The sequence below is a fragment of the Streptomyces sp. NPDC032091 genome, from assembly GCF_055580265.1.
In genome coordinates, this window is the sequence record NZ_JBVILR010000009.1 from 187147 (window position 1) to 202655 (window position 15509).

The window sequence follows — 15509 nt, forward strand, 5'->3', positions numbered from 1 at the left end:
CGTGGTGCGATCCCCCGGCCAGGCCCGTCAGACCTCTTCGACGCTGCTCGGCTCGCGCCGGGACAGGTCGATACCGAGCTCCTCCGCCGCGCGGAAGACGTCCTCGTCGGTGTCGCGCATCTCGATGGACATGCCGTCCGAGGACAGCACCTCCACGTTGAGGCAGAGCGACTGCATTTCCTTGATGAGCACCTTGAAGGACTCGGGAATGCCCGGCTCGGGGATGTTCTCGCCCTTGACGATGGCCTCGTAGACCTTCACGCGGCCGGTCACGTCGTCGGACTTGATCGTCAGGAGTTCCTGGAGCGCGTACGCGGCGCCATAAGCCTCAAGCGCCCACACCTCCATCTCACCGAAGCGCTGACCACCGAACTGCGCCTTACCACCCAGCGGCTGCTGCGTGATCATCGAGTACGGACCGGTCGAACGGGCGTGGAGCTTGTCGTCGACCAGGTGGTGCAGCTTGAGGATGTACATGTACCCGACCGAGATCGGGTCCGGGAACGGCTCGCCGGAGCGGCCGTCGAACAGGCGCGCCTTACCGGTCGGGAGCACCATGCGCTCGCCGTCGCGGTTCGGGATGGTGTGCTGGAGCAGGCCGGCCAGCTCGTCCTCACGCGCACCGTCGAAGACGGGGGTGGCAACGTTGGTGCCCGGGGCGACCTGGTCGGCGCCGATCGCCTGGAGGCGCTGCGCCCACTCGTCCGCGAGGCCGGAGACGTCCCAGCCGCGGCTGGCGAGCCAGCCGAGGTGGATCTCCAGGACCTGTCCCGGGTTCATTCGGGACGGGACACCCAGCGGGTTCAGGATGATGTCGACCGGGGTGCCGTCCTCAAGGAAGGGCATGTCCTCGATCGGGAGGATCTTGGAGATGACACCCTTGTTGCCGTGGCGGCCGGCGAGCTTGTCACCGTCGGTGATCTTGCGCTTCTGGGCCACGTAGACGCGGACCAGCTGGTTCACGCCCGGAGGAAGCTCGTCGCCCTCCTCGCGGTCGAAGACGCGGACACCGATGACCTTGCCGATCTCACCGTGAGGCACCTTGAGCGAGGTGTCACGCACCTCGCGGGCCTTCTCACCGAAGATCGCGCGGAGCAGGCGCTCCTCCGGGGTCAGCTCGGTCTCACCCTTGGGCGTGACCTTGCCGACCAGGATGTCACCGGCGACGACGTCCGCACCGATGCGGATGATGCCGCGCTCGTCGAGGTCCGCGAGGACCTCCTCGGAGACGTTCGGGATGTCCCGGGTGATCTCCTCGGGGCCGAGCTTGGTGTCACGGGCGTCGACCTCGTGCTCCTCGATGTGGATCGAGGAGAGGACGTCGTCCTGCACGAGGCGCTGCGACAGGATGATCGCGTCCTCGTAGTTGTGGCCTTCCCACGGCATGAACGCGACGAGCAGGTTCTTGCCGAGGGCCATCTCGCCCTCTTCGGTGGCCGGGCCGTCGGCGAGGACCTGGGCCTCGACGATCCGGTCGCCCTCGTTGACGATGACCTTCTGGTTGACCGAGGTGCCCTGGTTCGAGCGGGAGAACTTGGCGACCCGGTACGTGGTGTACGTGCCGTCGTCGTTGGCGACGGTGATGTAGTCGGCCGAGACCTCCTGGACGACACCGTCCTTCTCCGCCTTGATCGAGTCGCCGGCGTCGACCGCACAGCGGTACTCCATGCCGGTGCCGACGAGCGGGGCCTCCGCCTTGATGAGCGGAACGGCCTGGCGCATCATGTTCGCGCCCATGAGGGCACGGTTGGCGTCGTCGTGCTCGAGGAAGGGGATCATCGCGGTCGCGACGGACACCATCTGGCGCGGCGAGACGTCCATGTAGTCCACGTCGGACGGCTCGACGTAGTCGACCTCGCCCCCACGCTTGCGGACCAGGACGCGGTTCTCGGTGAAGCGCATGTCGTCGTCGAGGCGGGCGTTCGCCTGGGCGATGACGAAGCGGTCTTCCTCGTCGGCGGTGACGTAGTCGACCTCGTCGGTGACGACACCCTCGACGACCTTGCGGTACGGGGTCTCGATGAAGCCGAACGGGTTGATGCGACCGTAGGAGGCCAGCGAGCCGATCAGACCGATGTTCGGGCCTTCGGGCGTCTCGATGGGGCACATGCGGCCGTAGTGCGACGGGTGGACGTCACGGACCTCGAAGCCGGCCCGCTCACGGGACAGACCACCCGGGCCGAGGGCGTTGAGACGACGCTTGTGCGTCAGGCCCGACAGCGGGTTGTTCTGGTCCATGAACTGCGACAGCTGGCTGGTGCCGAAGAACTCCTTGATGGAGGCGACGACCGGCCGGATGTTGATCAGGGTCTGCGGCGTGATCGCCTCGACGTCCTGGGTGGTCATGCGCTCGCGCACGACGCGCTCCATACGGGCGAGACCCGTACGGACCTGGTTCTGGATGAGCTCGCCGACGTTGCGGATACGACGGTTGCCGAAGTGGTCGATGTCGTCGGTCTCGACGACGATCTCCCGGCCGGACTCGCCGACGGTCTCGGTCTCGCCCGCGTGGAGCTTCACGAGGTACTTGATCGTGGCGATGATGTCGTCGGTGGTGAGCACACCGGCGTCGAGCGGCTCGTCGGCGCCGAGCTTCTTGTTCACCTTGTAGCGGCCGACCTTCGCGAGGTCGTAGCGCTTCGGGTTGAAGTAGAGGTTCTCCAGCAGCGTCTGAGCGGCCTCACGGGTCGGCGGCTCGCCCGGGCGCAGCTTGCGGTAGATGTCGAGCAGCGCGTCGTCCTGGCCCTGGGTGTGGTCCTTCTCCAGGGTGGCGCGCATGGACTCGTACTCGCCGAACTCTTCAAGGATCTGCTCGGTGGTCCAGCCGAGGGCCTTGAGGAGGACGGTGACGGACTGCTTGCGCTTGCGGTCGATGCGGACGCCGACCATGTCGCGCTTGTCGACCTCCATCTCCAGCCAGGCACCCCGGGAAGGGATGATCTTGGCGGAGAAGATGTCCTTGTCGGACGTCTTGTCGATGGAGGAGTCGAAGTAGACACCCGGGGAACGGACGAGCTGCGACACGACGACGCGCTCGGTGCCGTTGATGACGAAGGTGCCCTTGTTGGTCATGAGCGGGAAGTCGCCCATGAAGACCGTCTGAGACTTGATCTCACCGGTCTCGTTGTTCGTGAACTCGGCGGTGACGAAGAGCGGCGCCGCGTACGTGAAGTCGCGCTCCTTGCACTCGTCGACGGAGTTCTTCGCCGGCTCGAACCGGTGGTCGCGGAACGTCAGCGACATCGACCCGGAGAAGTCCTCGATCGGCGAGATCTCCTCGAAGATCTCTTCCAGACCGGACTTGGTGGGGACGTCCTGTCCACTCTCAAGCGCCGACTCGACGCGAGACTTCCAGGCGGCATTGCCGAGCAGCCAGTCAAAGCTCTCGGTCTGCAGCGCCAGGAGGTTCGGAACCTCAAGAGGCTCCTTGATCTTTGCAAAGGAGATGCGCAGCGGGGCGGTGCTGGCACCGGTGTTCGTATTGGTCGAGGCGTTGCGCGAGGCGGCCAAGAGGGGGTCCTTCCGAGGGCTCGGACTCACTACGCGCGTACCGGTCCCAGCCGACACAGAAGACAGAACCTCCCCAGCTGGACTAAAAGACCAGGTCAGGGCGTATCAATCCGGTGTGCTCTAGCGTGGGCATGCCCCTGGCGACGGGCAGGGGACAGCTAACAGGCAGCGCAAAGGGTCAGTGTAGCCACTTGGCTCACTGATGTCCAGACCAGGTTTCCGGCAACCGGCAACAGGCCCTTCCCCACGTCCTCAACCAACACCGCGTCCAACCAACACCGCGGCCGTTGCCGCAGCGCCCGCACACAGAGCGCGTATGAGTACTGCCCTCTTCGTAGTCGATCCATGCCTCGGATCTCGGATCGAACCGGGCGACCTCACGACGGGACTGAGAATTGCGCGCCGCTGGCCGTTCGTCAAGGCCCCGTGCTCCGAGCGGATCATCTCCGGACCCTGCGTCGGGGCAACGAAGATCACCCTACTCCCCAACGAGACCAGGGCAAGTCAGGCACTGCGCATACGCCAAAGGGCGACCACCCTTACGGGTGATCGCCCTTGGTTGAGGCCGTCAGACGGCCTCAGAGGTGTTACTTGACCTCGACCGAGGCGCCAGCGGCCTTGAGGGCCTCAGCGGCCTTGTCAGCGGCTTCCTTGTTGGCCTTCTCCAGGACCGGCTTCGGGGTGCCGTCGACGAGGTCCTTGGCCTCCTTCAGACCCAGGGAGGTCAGCTCGCGCACGACCTTGATGACCTGGATCTTCTTGTCACCGGCGCCGGTGAGGATGACGTCGAACTCGTCCTTCTCCTCGACCTCGGGGGCAGCGGCACCGGGGGCACCCGGGGCGGCAACGGCGACGGCCGCGGCGGCGGTGACGTCGAACTTCTCCTCGAAGGCCTTCACGAACTCGGAGAGCTCGATGAGGGTCATCTCCTCGAACTGGGCGAGGAGGTCTTCCTGAGAGAGCTTCGCCATGATGGGCGATCCTTCCACTAATTCGGCAGGTGCCGGATGTATAGAGAGGCGGGCGTAACGGCCCGCTACGACCCACGCACTAGGCGGCGTAGATCAGTGCGCGAGCCGAATTACTCGGCACCGCCCTGCTCGGCGAGCTTGACGCGAAGCGCTTCCGCGGTGCGGACGAACTTCGACGGCAGCGCCTGGAAGAGCGAGGCAGCCTGGGACTGCTTGCCCTTGAACGCGCCGGCCAGCTTGCTGAGCAGAACCTCGCGGGACTCGAGGTCCGCAAGCTTCTTGATCTCATCGGCGGACAGCGCCTTGCCATCAAGGACACCGCCCTTGATGATGAGGTTCGGGTTCTCCTTGGCGAAGTCACGAAGACCCTTGGCCGACTCCACCGGGTCACCGGTGATGAAGGCGGCACCCGTCGGACCAGTGAACTGGTCGTCGAGCGAGGTGATCCCGGCGTTGTTAGCCGCAATCTTGGTCAGCGTGTTCTTCACCACGGCGTACTGGGCGTTCTCACCGAGCGAACGACGCAGCGTCTTGAGCTGCTTCACGGTGAGACCCCGGTACTCGGTCAGCACAACGGCGTTCGAGCTGCGGAACTTGTCCTCAAGCTCGGCTACGTCGGCAGCCTTGTCGGGCCTTGCCATAGAGCGTCGGCCTCCTTCCGGGTGATGAGGACCGCTCAGAAGGGGCTGACATACAAAACGCCCCGACGCAGGCGTCAGGGCGTAGCTCAACCGGATGAAAATCCAGGAACGATTCCACAGTCACCTGCGCGGGTCGTCCGCAGTAGCGGATCCTTCGGCCACCACACCCTCTACGGGCGCGGCAACGACCAGCGGTCTTTGGCTTCTGTGGAAGCGTACGCGAACCATGCGACGGAGAGCAAATCGCCCTCCGGACCCGCCCCACGGCGGGCCCGGAGCGATGCCTCAGCCCTGGCCGGAGCCCTTGGCGCCGAGGTCCACCACCTGGTCGGCCGGCGGGGCGGCGATGTCGACCGGCTTGTTGTAGTCCAGGAACTTCATCGTCATGTCCATCGGGCCCTTGCTCGACTCGGCGCGGGTGCGGACCTGCTTGGTGTGGTCGCTCTCGTCGATCCACATGTCCATGTTCATGCTCTTGATGCCCTCGTCCTCCAGCTTTCGGACGGACTTCTCCCGGCGCTCCTTGGCCTCGGGAGTGAGGGTGGCGAGCGAGGCCCGCATCTGCTCGATGGTGACCGTGCCGGAGATGTGCCGGGTCTTCACGCCGTCGATGGTCTCCTCGCCGACGGTCTTGAGGTCCTTGGCGCTCAGCAGGTCGCCGGCGCGGTCGCCGGGGTTCTCGGCGGCGTTGCCCGAGCCGGCGCCGAGGCCGTCCAGCTGCTTGGCGGCCTCCGGATTGGCGCCCTTCACGTCGATCTTCAGCCACGCGCCCTCGGAGCCCATGTACATGACCCCGTCGACGAGACGGAGCTCCCCCGCCGCGTCCTCGCCCGGCGAGGTGATCTTCATGGCCATGGCCACGGCCGGCTTGACGCGCAGGGAGACGTCCGCGTTGACGGGCTTGCCCTGCGCGGTACCGGTCATGGCGTAGTGGAGCGAGGTGATCTCCTCGGAGTTCTTCTTCACCTTCTCCAGGTAGGCGGCCGGCGCGGCCTCGGCGGCCCCGCCCGCGGGCTTGCCCGCCGCCGGCGCTCCCGTGGACGGCGCCGCGGACTGCGCGGCCCCCGCCTTGCCCCCGTCGTCCTTCTTGCCGCCCTCACAGGCGGTCGTGGCGCCGCCTACGAGGAGTACGGCGGCCAGCGCGGCCATGGCGGTCTTCTTGCGGTGCACGAGCATGGAGTCCCCACCCCTGGTGTGATCGATCAACTGTCCGACCCTACGGTAGGGAGACCGGAAAGCCGTACCGGATATCGACCACCCGGAACGACGAAACGGGCCCCCCGCCTCCCGTGGGGGAGGCGAGGGGCCCGTTCAGCCGTTCAGGCGAGCCGTGAGGCTCAGACCGCGGCCGGGTCTTCCTCGACGAGGAGGTTCCGGGTGCGGTTGGAGTCCAGCTGGATGCCGGGGCCCATCGTGGTGCTGAGGGCGGCCTTCTTGATGTAGCGGCCCTTGGCGGCGGACGGCTTCAGACGGATGATCTCGTCCAGAGCCGCACCGTAGTTCTCGACCAGCTGCTCATCGGAGAAGGAGACCTTGCCGATGATGAAGTGCAGGTTCGAGTGCTTGTCGACGCGGAACTCGATCTTGCCACCCTTGATGTCGGTGACAGCCTTGGCGACGTCCATGGTGACGGTGCCGGTCTTCGGGTTCGGCATGAGACCACGCGGACCGAGCACGCGGCCGAGGCGGCCGACCTTGCCCATGAGGTCCGGGGTCGCCACGACGGCGTCGAACTCGTTCAGGCGGTTGCCCTTGGCGATCTCGTTGATCAGCTCGTCGTCGCCGACGATGTCGGCGCCGGCGGCTTCCGCGGCCGCAGCACGGTCACCGGTCGCGAAGACCAGGACCCGGGCGGTCTTACCGGTGCCGTGCGGGAGGTTCACGGTGCCGCGGACCATCTGGTCGGCCTTGCGCGGGTCGACACCCAGGCGGAAGGCAACCTCGACGGTGGCGTCGAACTTGGTGGTGCTGGTCTCCTTGGCGAGACGGACGGCCTCCAGGGGAGCGTAGAGCTTGTCCCGGTCGACCTTGGCGTCCGCAGCGCGGAGAGTCTTGCTGCGCTTCACTTCTGCTCCTGTGTAAGTGCTTCAGGCATGGAGTCGTGGTACGGACCAGCGCTTGGCCCTACCACTGGGGAACTGCGAGGGGGCTGATCAGCCCTCGACCGTGACACCCATGGAACGGGCGGTGCCGGCGATGATCTTCTCCGCGGCGTCCAGGTCGTTCGCGTTGAGGTCGGGCATCTTGATCGTGGCGATCTCGCGGACCTGGTCACGCGTGAGCTTCGCGACCTTGGTCTTGTGCGGCTCGCCGGAGCCCTTCTCGATGCCGGCGTGCTTCAGGATGAGGCGCGCGGCCGGCGGCGTCTTGGTGATGAAGGTGAAGGAGCGGTCCTCGTAGACCGTGATCTCCACCGGCACGACCATGCCACGCTGCGACTCGGTCGCGGCGTTGTAGGCCTTGCAGAACTCCATGATGTTGACGCCGTGCTGACCGAGCGCGGGGCCGACCGGCGGAGCCGGGTTGGCCGCACCGGCCTTGATCTGGAGCTTGATAAGCCCCGTGACCTTCTTCTTCTTGGGAGGCATTGCTCTCTCCGGGTCCTAGTGAGAGTTTTCCAGCCTTCCATCCGGTCATCCGGATGGAGGCATACCGCACCACGATAACGGGTATCGGTGCGGGGCTAAAAACCGAGCAGGTCAGACCGCCTTTTTCGGGCTGGTCTGACCTGTCTCGGAAGCGTCGCTCAGAAGATCTGGATCAGTTCTTCTGGGATTGATCAGCGTATCGCGCTGACCTGCGCTCCCACCACCACTTTCCGCGTGGCCTGCGCGGATGCGCCCCGCACCGTTGTATGCGCCCCCACCCGTCACGCCCCCATGTGGGCCCGCGTGTGGGCCGGGCCCCTGGCTGCGCGCCCCGCCACTGCGGGGGCGGTCATGACCTAAACGACAGCGCCCCGCCCCCTCTCGCGAGGGGGCGGGGCGCTACTCCGCGTAATCAAGTTCCCGACCGGCTGACTTTGGCGAGACACCGGCTGGGAGCTCCGAGCGACACACGGAGCGGAAGGTCAAGTGACCGTTCGTCCGGCTGCCACGGTAGCCGATCAGCCCATCCCGGGCGAGGAGACCGGCGAGATCACGCCGATCTTCATCCCCCGCCAACGCAACCACCCCACCGATGCCGATACCTCGACCGACCTCGCCGAACGGGCAGCCCGCCGGGCCGCCGCCCGCGCGACTGCCCTGTGCTTGTCCTCTTCTACACAGGACGCTCAGGCCAACACGCGAGGGGTCCTGGACGAGGCTGTGCGGTGGGTCCTCCACGAGTCCCCGGCCAAGCACTGCTCCGACACCGCTCTGGCGGCGTTCGTGGTGATCTTGGCGAAGACGCAGTCGTCGGCCGATACCCCACTTACCAACATCCGCCGCAGTGACCTGGCGAACTGGCTGGGTGTCAGCGTCCCCAGCGCCGACGCTGCCCTGAGCGAGTTGGTGGCCTGCGGCGTCATCGCCAAGGGCTACAAGGTCAAGGGCAAGCTGGCCCGCGCCCACAGCCGGGCGGAGGGCGCGGTCTCGAACCTCACCATCGCCATCCCGGTACTGGTCGGCCTCACCCGGTACCAGTACGACCCCGCCCACCCGCTGGCATCGCTGGATAAGCCGACCCTGGCCACGTTCCTCGGGGTGATCGAAGCCCTCTTCGCCCCGGGCTGGACGAACACTCCGGCCGGTCTCATCACCTCGCGTGGCGGCAAGGGACGCGCCACCGAGCGCCTGGCCGCCCTGGTGCTGGCTTTGCAGACCCGCCCGGACGGCACCGTGCGCCTGCGTGGCGGCAACGCGGACCCCCGCCACGGCCGCCCCGCCACCACCCTCGTCCGCCTGCTGCCCGGGCGCCGGAAGGCCGGGCAGGGAGCCGTCATCCTGGGCCGCCTCCAGGAGTACGGCGTCCTCTCCCTCTACCGGGAGGTCACCAGCAGCGGCCTTCACGGCAAGGGCCGGATCGGGTTCCCGGCGGTCGCCGCCGCCCACACCGCCTGGGCCCGCCAGCAGGCCGAGAAGTCCGAATTCGCAGCCCCCTCGCTTTCCAGGAGTAGGAAGAGGACCCCAGCACTCCAGGAAGAAGCGCAGGTCATCGAGCTGCCGAGGGCTGCAGAGCCTGAGATCGCAGTCCCCTCGTTTCCTGGGCCCCATCACGCTATCCACGCGGTTCACCCCGATGGGGTTGCTGTTGATGGTTCTAATGAAGGTGATCTCGGGTTGTCCGCCGAAGGCGATCGGGGCGCACCCGCCATCGGCGACGGCACGCCCGCCCGCGAGGACGCCCCGGGCCGCCTGTCCGCAACGGCGCCGGGCCGTCGTGGTGTCGGAAGCGGCGCGCTCCGCGCGGACAGCCGGAAGATCTTCGGGCGGATGGACAGCCCGACGTCCGACCGGGTCGCCCGGGTCCTGGACGCGGTCCCCGCCGCCCTGGGCCGCCGGATGTCTGCCTGGCAGGTCGAGCGGCTGCGGCGCCACATCGCGAGCGACCTGGCCTCGCACACGCTGGCCCCCGACGCCCACACGTCGGTGCTGGCCGAGGCCATCACCCGTGCCGTCGAGCACGTGCTGACCCGAGGCCCGCTGGCTTCCCCGGAGTCGGTCCGGGACCCGATGCCCTGGCTGATGAGCGTCATCGACCGGGCGTCCGAGACGGTCGCGGGTGTGGCCGGGTTCCGGGCGGCTGGGCTGGCCGTGTGCCCCGGCTGCGACCGGCCGCTGAGGGCCGGGCAGTCCGGTACCTGCCGCGACTGCCGGACCCCGGCCCTGGAACCCATGGCCGCCCCCGGGGTGCCCGGGGACCCGGTGGACGACGTTCTGTCCGAGGGGGCGCTGCTGCGGGCGCACATCCGCGACCGCGCTCCTCAGGGCCACCCCCGGCGGCGCCGGTGGGGGTTCGACGCGGCAGCCCACCGGGAGTCCGCATGACCGGTCCGAGCATGAAGGTGAGCGGGAGCACGGCCGCCGGCGACCTGTCCGAAGACGCCGGGTTCGAGGCCGACCAGGTGTGCGCCCCCGGACTGGGGTGGCGGCACCTCGCCGCCTGCCGTGACGCCGACCCCGAGGACTTCTTCCCCGAGACGTCCGCCTCCCGCTACCGGTCGGCCCGCTCGGTGTGCCTGGACTGCCCAGTCCGGCAGCGCTGTCTGACCTGGGCCCTGGAGACCGGCCAGCGCCACGGTGTGTGGGGCGGCGAGTTGGCCGGGACGCAGGCATGGCACCGCCTGGTGCGGGCGCAGGAATGACCGCCCACCCGCGGCAGGTGCTCCACAGCACCTCGCCGGCATCCGCATCCCTCTTCGCTCCCGCCGACCTTCTGGAGAACCGTCTCGTGCACCGCGTCCCCGCCCCTGCCTCCTCGACGGCCGCCCGTTGGGTGCTGGGCGGGCTCGTGGTGGTCACGATCGCTGGGGCCTGCGTCGTGGCCGGGATCGGGTTCGCCGGGTCGTACGGGGCAGTGCGGGTCCTGGCGGAGGAGAAGGGGCTGGGGCGGATCTCGGCGTGGCTGCCGATCGGGGTGGACGCGGGGATCTGTGTGCTGCTGGCGCTGGACCTGCTGATGACGTGGCTACGGGCGCCGATGCCGCTGCTGCGGTGGGTGGGCTGGGGGCTGACGGCGGCGACGATCGCCTTCAACGTGGCCGCCGCCACGCCTGCGCCGACGGCGGCCCGGCCGGACCCGGCGCCGTGGGACGACTTGGTCGCGGCTGGGATGCACGCGGTGCTGCCTGTCCTGTTCGTGGTGGTGGTCGAGGCGGCCCGGCACGCGGTGGCCCGCCTCGCCGACCTCACCCAGGGCCGCCCCCGCCCTCATATCCGGGCGGCCCGCTGGTTCCTCGACCCCGGCCGGACGTTCCTCCAGTGGCGGCGCATGGTCCTGCTGGACGTGCCGTCCTCCGAACAGGTCGTCGCCGACGAGCAGGACCGGCTCGTCTACCGGGCCCGCCTGTCCGCCCAGCACGGGCGCGTGCGCCGGGCTCCAGCCGAGGACCGGCTCCGCCTGAAGCTGGCCGCCTATGGGGTGCCTCTCCCCCGGGCCCTGCCGCCCGCCAGTCCGCCCCCGGTCGCTCCTGCGGCCGGGGCCACGGGGGTGCCGGTAGTGCGGGCGTCCGCGTACGCGGCCGAGTCCCCGCGCCCGGCCAGCGTCCACGTGAAGCTGCCCGCCCCGGGTGGCCAGGGCGACCCGGGGGTGGGTGCGCAGGCCGACGAGGGCCCTGGTGGGCAGGCCGGAGACGCGCAGGGTGGGCGGGCCGTAAACCCGCAGGTCACGTCGCATGCGCAGGTCGACCCCGTCCGGCCTGCCCACCCTGCGCCCGAACCGCCTGCCCGCCCCGGGGCGGACCCCGCTCCCTGGGCGCTTGCGCAGGGCAACGCCGACCGCGCGGACCAGGCAAGCGCCCGCCGCGCAGCCCTCGCCGACAGCTACCGCGACCTGGTGGCCCAAGAACCCGGCATCAGCGCGGCGGAGGCATCACGCCGCCTCGGGGTCTCCCGCCGAACCCTGGCCCGCGCCCTCCACCCCACCACGAAGGAGCCCACCCCATGACCACACACGACTACCGCCCGGCCTTCCCCGGCGGGGCAGACGCCGCCGCTCTGGCCCGTCATATCGTCACCGAGCTGGACGCGCACGCACCGGTACCGGGCGGCCCGTGGGGCGACTACGCCGGGATGTGCCTGGGGGAACTCGCCGACCACCTCGAAGCCCTCGCCGACCGGGCCGCAGCCTGGCCCATCGCCTCCGCCCGGGAGGCCGTCCGGCTGATAGACGAGCTGCGGATTGTGCAGCAGGGGTGGCCGCTCGGGGTACTGGCCGTTCGACTGCTGCCCGTCGCCGCCCAGCTCGTCCGTGCTGTCCGGGCGGCAGAGGCGGCAGGCCGGCCGCGGTGCTCTACAGCACATGGACGGGGAGTCAGGAACCGTCTCGCGTGAACCCGGCCTCGGTGGTCGCCTCCAGGACGATCACTCGGATCTCGGCAAGGACGCGGGGCAGCTCCTCCTCGTCTGCGTCCTGCGCGGCGGCCTCTAGATCGCGGAGGCGGGCAAGGCGGTTGGGGCGGCGGGCGTGGGCGACCTCGACGGCCCAGTGCGAGACGAGCCGGTGCAGCGGGGCGGGGCTGACGGTTTTGCGGGCCTGCACCGTGGCCTCGGCGCGGGCGGCGTCGAACTCGGGGAGCCGCTGCGGGGCGTGGATCCCCAGGGCCTTCCGAATGGCCTCCGGGGTGTCGGCCAGGGTTGGCTCGGGGCCGGGTTGGGGTCCGGCTGTCACGCCGCTGCCTTGGCCAGGGTGGTGGGCACGGCGGTGATGCGGACGCGGCCTTCGGCGTAGTCGCGCAGCAGGACTTCGGCGAGTTCGCTCATGGAGCGGACCACGGCGCGGTCGGTGCGGGTGGCGCGTCCGGTGCCGGTGGCGGGGAGTTCGAGCCCGGCCCGGTCGGCGGCGGGCTTCCAGATCTCGTCGGGGACCTCGGGGGCCTGGGCGAGGCGGGCGCCGCGTTCGTAGGCGGGCGGGTCGATGGCGATGTCCCCGCGTCCGTAGGCGGCCAGGAGCATCGTCAGGACGGCGGCGGCGGACAGCAGGCCGTCGGGGCGGCCCCGGGTGGCGGCCTTCTCCCACACGCGGCGCTCCACCGTGATGCTGCGGCGGCCGGTGCGGGCGGTCTTGGTCGGCGCGGTCACGGGGCCCCTTTCCTGTACGTGCGAATCTCGCGTGTCTTCTGTGAGGGAGGTTACCTCACCCCCTCAGTGCTTCATGCGCGAATCACGCATAGTTTTTGGGGCGTCAGGGAGCACCGCCCACCGAAAGGCACCACCGATGAGCACCACCACGATCACCACCGCGCCGGTCTCCCCGGCCCGCGAGCTCCACGCCGAGATCCGGGACGCGGCCGCCGACCTATGGGCCGACGCCACCCACATCGACGTCGCCTTCGGCGCGGCCGGATGGGCGCCGGACGTGATCGGGCTCCATGTTGTGGACGTCGACGGCCGCGAGGTGACCACGGGGGCCCTCTTTCGAGAGTCCGAGTTCCGCGCCCAGCGCGATCTCGCGGAGCTGATTGCGGACATCGTCAGCGAGGAGCTGTGGCCGGTCTACGGGGAGGGGTTCGAGGCGGTCGAGGTGACCGGGAGCGGCATCCGGATCGTGCTGGCCGAAGTCCCGACGGGCATCTGACCCCGCCGCGGCAGGTGTCGGCGAGCACCTCGTCGGCGGCCGTGCCGAACACCACCTCTCCCACCCCGAGAACAAGGAGACCCCCATGGACACCCTCACCACCGTGCTGGAGTTCACCGCCCGCCCCGGCCGCTTCCAGGTGCTGGCCGCGCCCGGCCGTCACAGCGAGCACGTACTGACCGAGGAGGCTTGGAGCTGGACCTACACCCTGGCCGGGGCGGAAGGGGTGGTGACGGTGGACGTGGCACGGCCGGAGGCGGCGCGCGCCCTCGCGGGCGCGGTCGAGGAGCTACCCGAGGCGCCCTCCCGGCGGGAGCTGCGGCGGCTGGGAGCGCGATGCACGACCGAGGCCCGCACGGCGTCGGCGACGCGGTTCCGCGCGATGCGCGCAGCTTCGGGCAAGGTGTCCCGGAGCACCTGACCCATCAGTGATTAATGCGCGAATCTCGCATAGATTTTGGGGTGTCGGGGGAGAGCCCGACACCCCAACCAACCACCACCAGGAGCACCGATGTTCACCGCCACCCTCATCCGCGCCAAGGCCGCCGACCTGGAGATCGTCCAGTGCACCGGCTGCGACACCTGGGCGCTGCTGGACGAGACGGTCGACGTCGGCTGGATGCAGACCGAGGACGGCGAGTTCATCTGCGAGACCTGCCAGTCCTCGGTGCCCGACGAGCACCCCTGGCGGCACTGAACCCCGGCGGCCGGGCCACCCCCTCCCCGGCCCGGCCGCCGGACCTCACCACCCACCCGCACCGCTTCGAGGAGACCCCCGTGACCGCCGACCGCACCGCCGCCCCGTTCCTGACCGCCATGCCCGAGGTCCACCGGATCCGGCGCGGCCACCGCTTCTACCCGACCGCCGCCCAGCTGCGCCGGATACCCGCCCTCTACGGCCAGGAGGGCAAGGGCGAGAAGGCCACCGTTCACCTGCACTACTTCACGTCCGCCTCGGACTGGTACGTCACCGAGGTCGACCCGGCCACCGGCACGGCGTTCGGCTGGGCGCGGATCAACGGGGACGACGACTGCGCGGAGTGGGGCTACTGCGACCTGGTCGCGCTGGAGTCCTACACCCCCGCCGGGCCGCTCGGACTGGTGGAGAGGGATTGCTACTTCACCCCGGGCCCGGCGGACAAGGTCCTGCCCCGCCGCCGCTGAATCGCCCGCGAGGTGAGGCGGAGCACGGGCGCCGGCCACGGTGCTCCACCTCACCTGCCCGCGGACCAGGATCCGCCCCACACCACCACGAGCAAGGAGAACGCCGTGCACGCGAACAACACCGTCCGGATGCCCGTCCGCCTGAACCCCGAGCAGTACGGGCGCCTGTGCGCGCCCCTGGACCCGTCCCGGATCGGGCAGGACGGGAAGGGCTTCAACCACCTGGAGGCGTTCGACGTGGAGTCGGAGCTGACCCGGGTGTTCGGGTTCGGGATGTGGTCCACGGAGGTGCTGGCGGAGGAGTGCATCGCCGAGGACCTGGTGAAGAAGGACGGCGCCCCGTACGGGCAGTGGTGGGTGTCCTGGCGGGTCCGGGTCCGGCTGACCGCCTACGACCCGCACGGCGGCGTCCTGGGCCCGTACGAGGGCGTCTCCATCGAGACCGGCTCCCAGCCGAAGAAGGGCGAGGCGCACGAGCTGGCGTACAAGGCCGCGTTCTCCGTCGCGGTGAAGCGGGCGGCGAAGGCGCTGGGCAACCAGTTCGGCCAGTCGCTGTACGCCAAGCCCCCGGCGGGGATGCGCGGGCTGCTGTCGGTGATCCCGGCGACGCTGAACCCGACCCGCCCGGCTGGGCCGCAGGGTCCCCGGCCGGTGGAGTCGGCGGCGTGATCGCCTGCGAGTTCCGGGGCGCCTGCACCAGGGGTGGGCGCCACCCGGCCGCCGTCGTCACCGCGTACGAGGTGCCGTTCGGGCGCGGGGTACTGCTGGCATGCGGGACCTGCGCGGCCGGGTGGCTGGAGCTGGGGCCGATGCTCACCGGCGCGCCCGTCGAGGCCTCGCCGGTGGTGGCGTTCCGGCAGGTGCGCACGGTCGAGCTGCCGCTGACGGGGTGAGGTGACTTCGAGCACGGCGGCCGGCACAGGGATGCCGGACGACATCGTGTCGGAATCCGGACCCTCCCAGGGCGCTTACTCTCGCGTCAACGCCGTTGGAGCGACAGGGGATC

At 69.6% G+C, this 15509-nt stretch carries 18 protein-coding genes; 10 read left to right on the top strand and 8 right to left on the bottom strand.

Going from position 1 to position 15509, the window contains the following annotated elements:
- Positions 1 to 27 precede the first annotated feature (27 nt).
- The 6 genes from rpoB to rplK form a co-directional block, all read right to left on the bottom strand.
- Positions 28 to 3510, bottom strand: coding sequence for a DNA-directed RNA polymerase subunit beta (gene rpoB / locus ACZ5NJ_RS17310; protein ID WP_468765737.1), 3483 nt, complete (start codon positions 3508 to 3510; stop codon positions 28 to 30).
- 587 nt (positions 3511 to 4097) lie between these two features.
- Complete coding sequence (rplL, locus tag ACZ5NJ_RS17315; RefSeq protein WP_388945498.1) at positions 4098 to 4481, bottom strand: 50S ribosomal protein L7/L12; 384 nt, start codon at positions 4479 to 4481, stop codon at positions 4098 to 4100.
- 110 nt (positions 4482 to 4591) lie between these two features.
- Entirely contained in the window at positions 4592 to 5122 is a 531-nt protein-coding gene (gene rplJ, locus ACZ5NJ_RS17320) for a 50S ribosomal protein L10 (protein ID WP_468765739.1), read from the bottom strand.
- Positions 5123 to 5407: 285 nt separating this feature from the next.
- Positions 5408 to 6328: an SCO4651 family lipoprotein gene (locus tag ACZ5NJ_RS17325; protein WP_468765741.1), complete on the bottom strand. Its 921-nt coding sequence runs from the start codon at positions 6326 to 6328 to the stop codon at positions 5408 to 5410.
- A gap of 131 nt (positions 6329 to 6459) precedes the next feature.
- Positions 6460 to 7188 carry a 50S ribosomal protein L1 gene (gene rplA / locus ACZ5NJ_RS17330; protein WP_468765743.1) on the bottom strand — a complete coding sequence of 243 codons (729 nt, stop codon included), beginning with the start codon at positions 7186 to 7188 and terminating at the stop codon, positions 6460 to 6462.
- Between the two features lie 87 nt (positions 7189 to 7275).
- Positions 7276 to 7710, bottom strand: coding sequence for a 50S ribosomal protein L11 (gene rplK, locus ACZ5NJ_RS17335; RefSeq protein WP_351878424.1), 435 nt, complete (start codon positions 7708 to 7710; stop codon positions 7276 to 7278).
- A 720-nt stretch (positions 7711 to 8430) separates the two neighbouring features.
- Here rplK and ACZ5NJ_RS17340 point away from each other — a divergent pair.
- Genes ACZ5NJ_RS17340 through ACZ5NJ_RS17355 form a run of 4 tightly spaced genes read left to right on the top strand, consistent with a single transcriptional unit; the run spans position 8431 to position 12096 of the window.
- Positions 8431 to 10092 (top strand): helix-turn-helix domain-containing protein, encoded by a 1662-nt coding sequence (locus ACZ5NJ_RS17340; RefSeq protein ID WP_468765745.1) that lies wholly within the window; start codon positions 8431 to 8433, stop codon positions 10090 to 10092.
- Entirely contained in the window at positions 10089 to 10409 is a 321-nt protein-coding gene (locus tag ACZ5NJ_RS17345; protein WP_468765746.1) for a WhiB family transcriptional regulator, read from the top strand. The genes ACZ5NJ_RS17340 and ACZ5NJ_RS17345 overlap by 4 nt, the downstream gene beginning before the upstream one ends.
- Positions 10406 to 11710: a DUF2637 domain-containing protein gene (locus ACZ5NJ_RS17350; RefSeq protein ID WP_468765748.1), complete on the top strand. Its 1305-nt coding sequence runs from the start codon at positions 10406 to 10408 to the stop codon at positions 11708 to 11710. Before ACZ5NJ_RS17345 ends, ACZ5NJ_RS17350 begins: the two co-directional genes overlap by 4 nt.
- Entirely contained in the window at positions 11707 to 12096 is a 390-nt protein-coding gene (locus ACZ5NJ_RS17355) for a hypothetical protein (RefSeq protein WP_468765750.1), read from the top strand. The genes ACZ5NJ_RS17350 and ACZ5NJ_RS17355 overlap by 4 nt, the downstream gene beginning before the upstream one ends.
- Here ACZ5NJ_RS17355 and ACZ5NJ_RS17360 read toward each other — a convergent pair.
- Together ACZ5NJ_RS17360 and ACZ5NJ_RS17365 are read right to left on the bottom strand one after the other, a co-directional pair.
- Positions 12077 to 12433 (bottom strand): DUF6247 family protein, encoded by a 357-nt coding sequence (locus ACZ5NJ_RS17360; RefSeq protein ID WP_468765752.1) that lies wholly within the window; start codon positions 12431 to 12433, stop codon positions 12077 to 12079. The two genes, ACZ5NJ_RS17355 and ACZ5NJ_RS17360, sit on opposite strands and share 20 nt — an antisense overlap.
- Entirely contained in the window at positions 12430 to 12843 is a 414-nt protein-coding gene (locus tag ACZ5NJ_RS17365) for a hypothetical protein (protein ID WP_468765754.1), read from the bottom strand. Before ACZ5NJ_RS17365 ends, ACZ5NJ_RS17360 begins: the two co-directional genes overlap by 4 nt.
- A gap of 136 nt (positions 12844 to 12979) precedes the next feature.
- Here ACZ5NJ_RS17365 and ACZ5NJ_RS17370 point away from each other — a divergent pair, with 136 nt between their 5' ends.
- From ACZ5NJ_RS17370 to ACZ5NJ_RS17395, 6 genes are all read left to right on the top strand, one after another.
- On the top strand, positions 12980 to 13339 hold the full coding sequence (locus ACZ5NJ_RS17370) for a hypothetical protein (RefSeq protein ID WP_468765756.1): 360 nt from the start codon (positions 12980 to 12982) through the stop codon (positions 13337 to 13339).
- An 85-nt stretch (positions 13340 to 13424) separates the two neighbouring features.
- Positions 13425 to 13760, top strand: coding sequence for a hypothetical protein (locus ACZ5NJ_RS17375; RefSeq protein ID WP_468765758.1), 336 nt, complete (start codon positions 13425 to 13427; stop codon positions 13758 to 13760).
- Between the two features lie 90 nt (positions 13761 to 13850).
- Positions 13851 to 14036 (top strand): hypothetical protein, encoded by a 186-nt coding sequence (locus ACZ5NJ_RS17380; RefSeq protein WP_468765760.1) that lies wholly within the window; start codon positions 13851 to 13853, stop codon positions 14034 to 14036.
- Between the two features lie 80 nt (positions 14037 to 14116).
- Positions 14117 to 14503 carry a DUF2958 domain-containing protein gene (locus tag ACZ5NJ_RS17385; RefSeq protein WP_468765762.1) on the top strand — a complete coding sequence of 129 codons (387 nt, stop codon included), beginning with the start codon at positions 14117 to 14119 and terminating at the stop codon, positions 14501 to 14503.
- A 105-nt stretch (positions 14504 to 14608) separates the two neighbouring features.
- On the top strand, positions 14609 to 15172 hold the full coding sequence (locus tag ACZ5NJ_RS17390) for a Rad52/Rad22 family DNA repair protein (protein ID WP_468765764.1): 564 nt from the start codon (positions 14609 to 14611) through the stop codon (positions 15170 to 15172).
- Positions 15169 to 15396, top strand: coding sequence for a hypothetical protein (locus tag ACZ5NJ_RS17395; protein WP_468765766.1), 228 nt, complete (start codon positions 15169 to 15171; stop codon positions 15394 to 15396). Before ACZ5NJ_RS17390 ends, ACZ5NJ_RS17395 begins: the two co-directional genes overlap by 4 nt.
- Positions 15397 to 15509 lie beyond the last annotated feature (113 nt).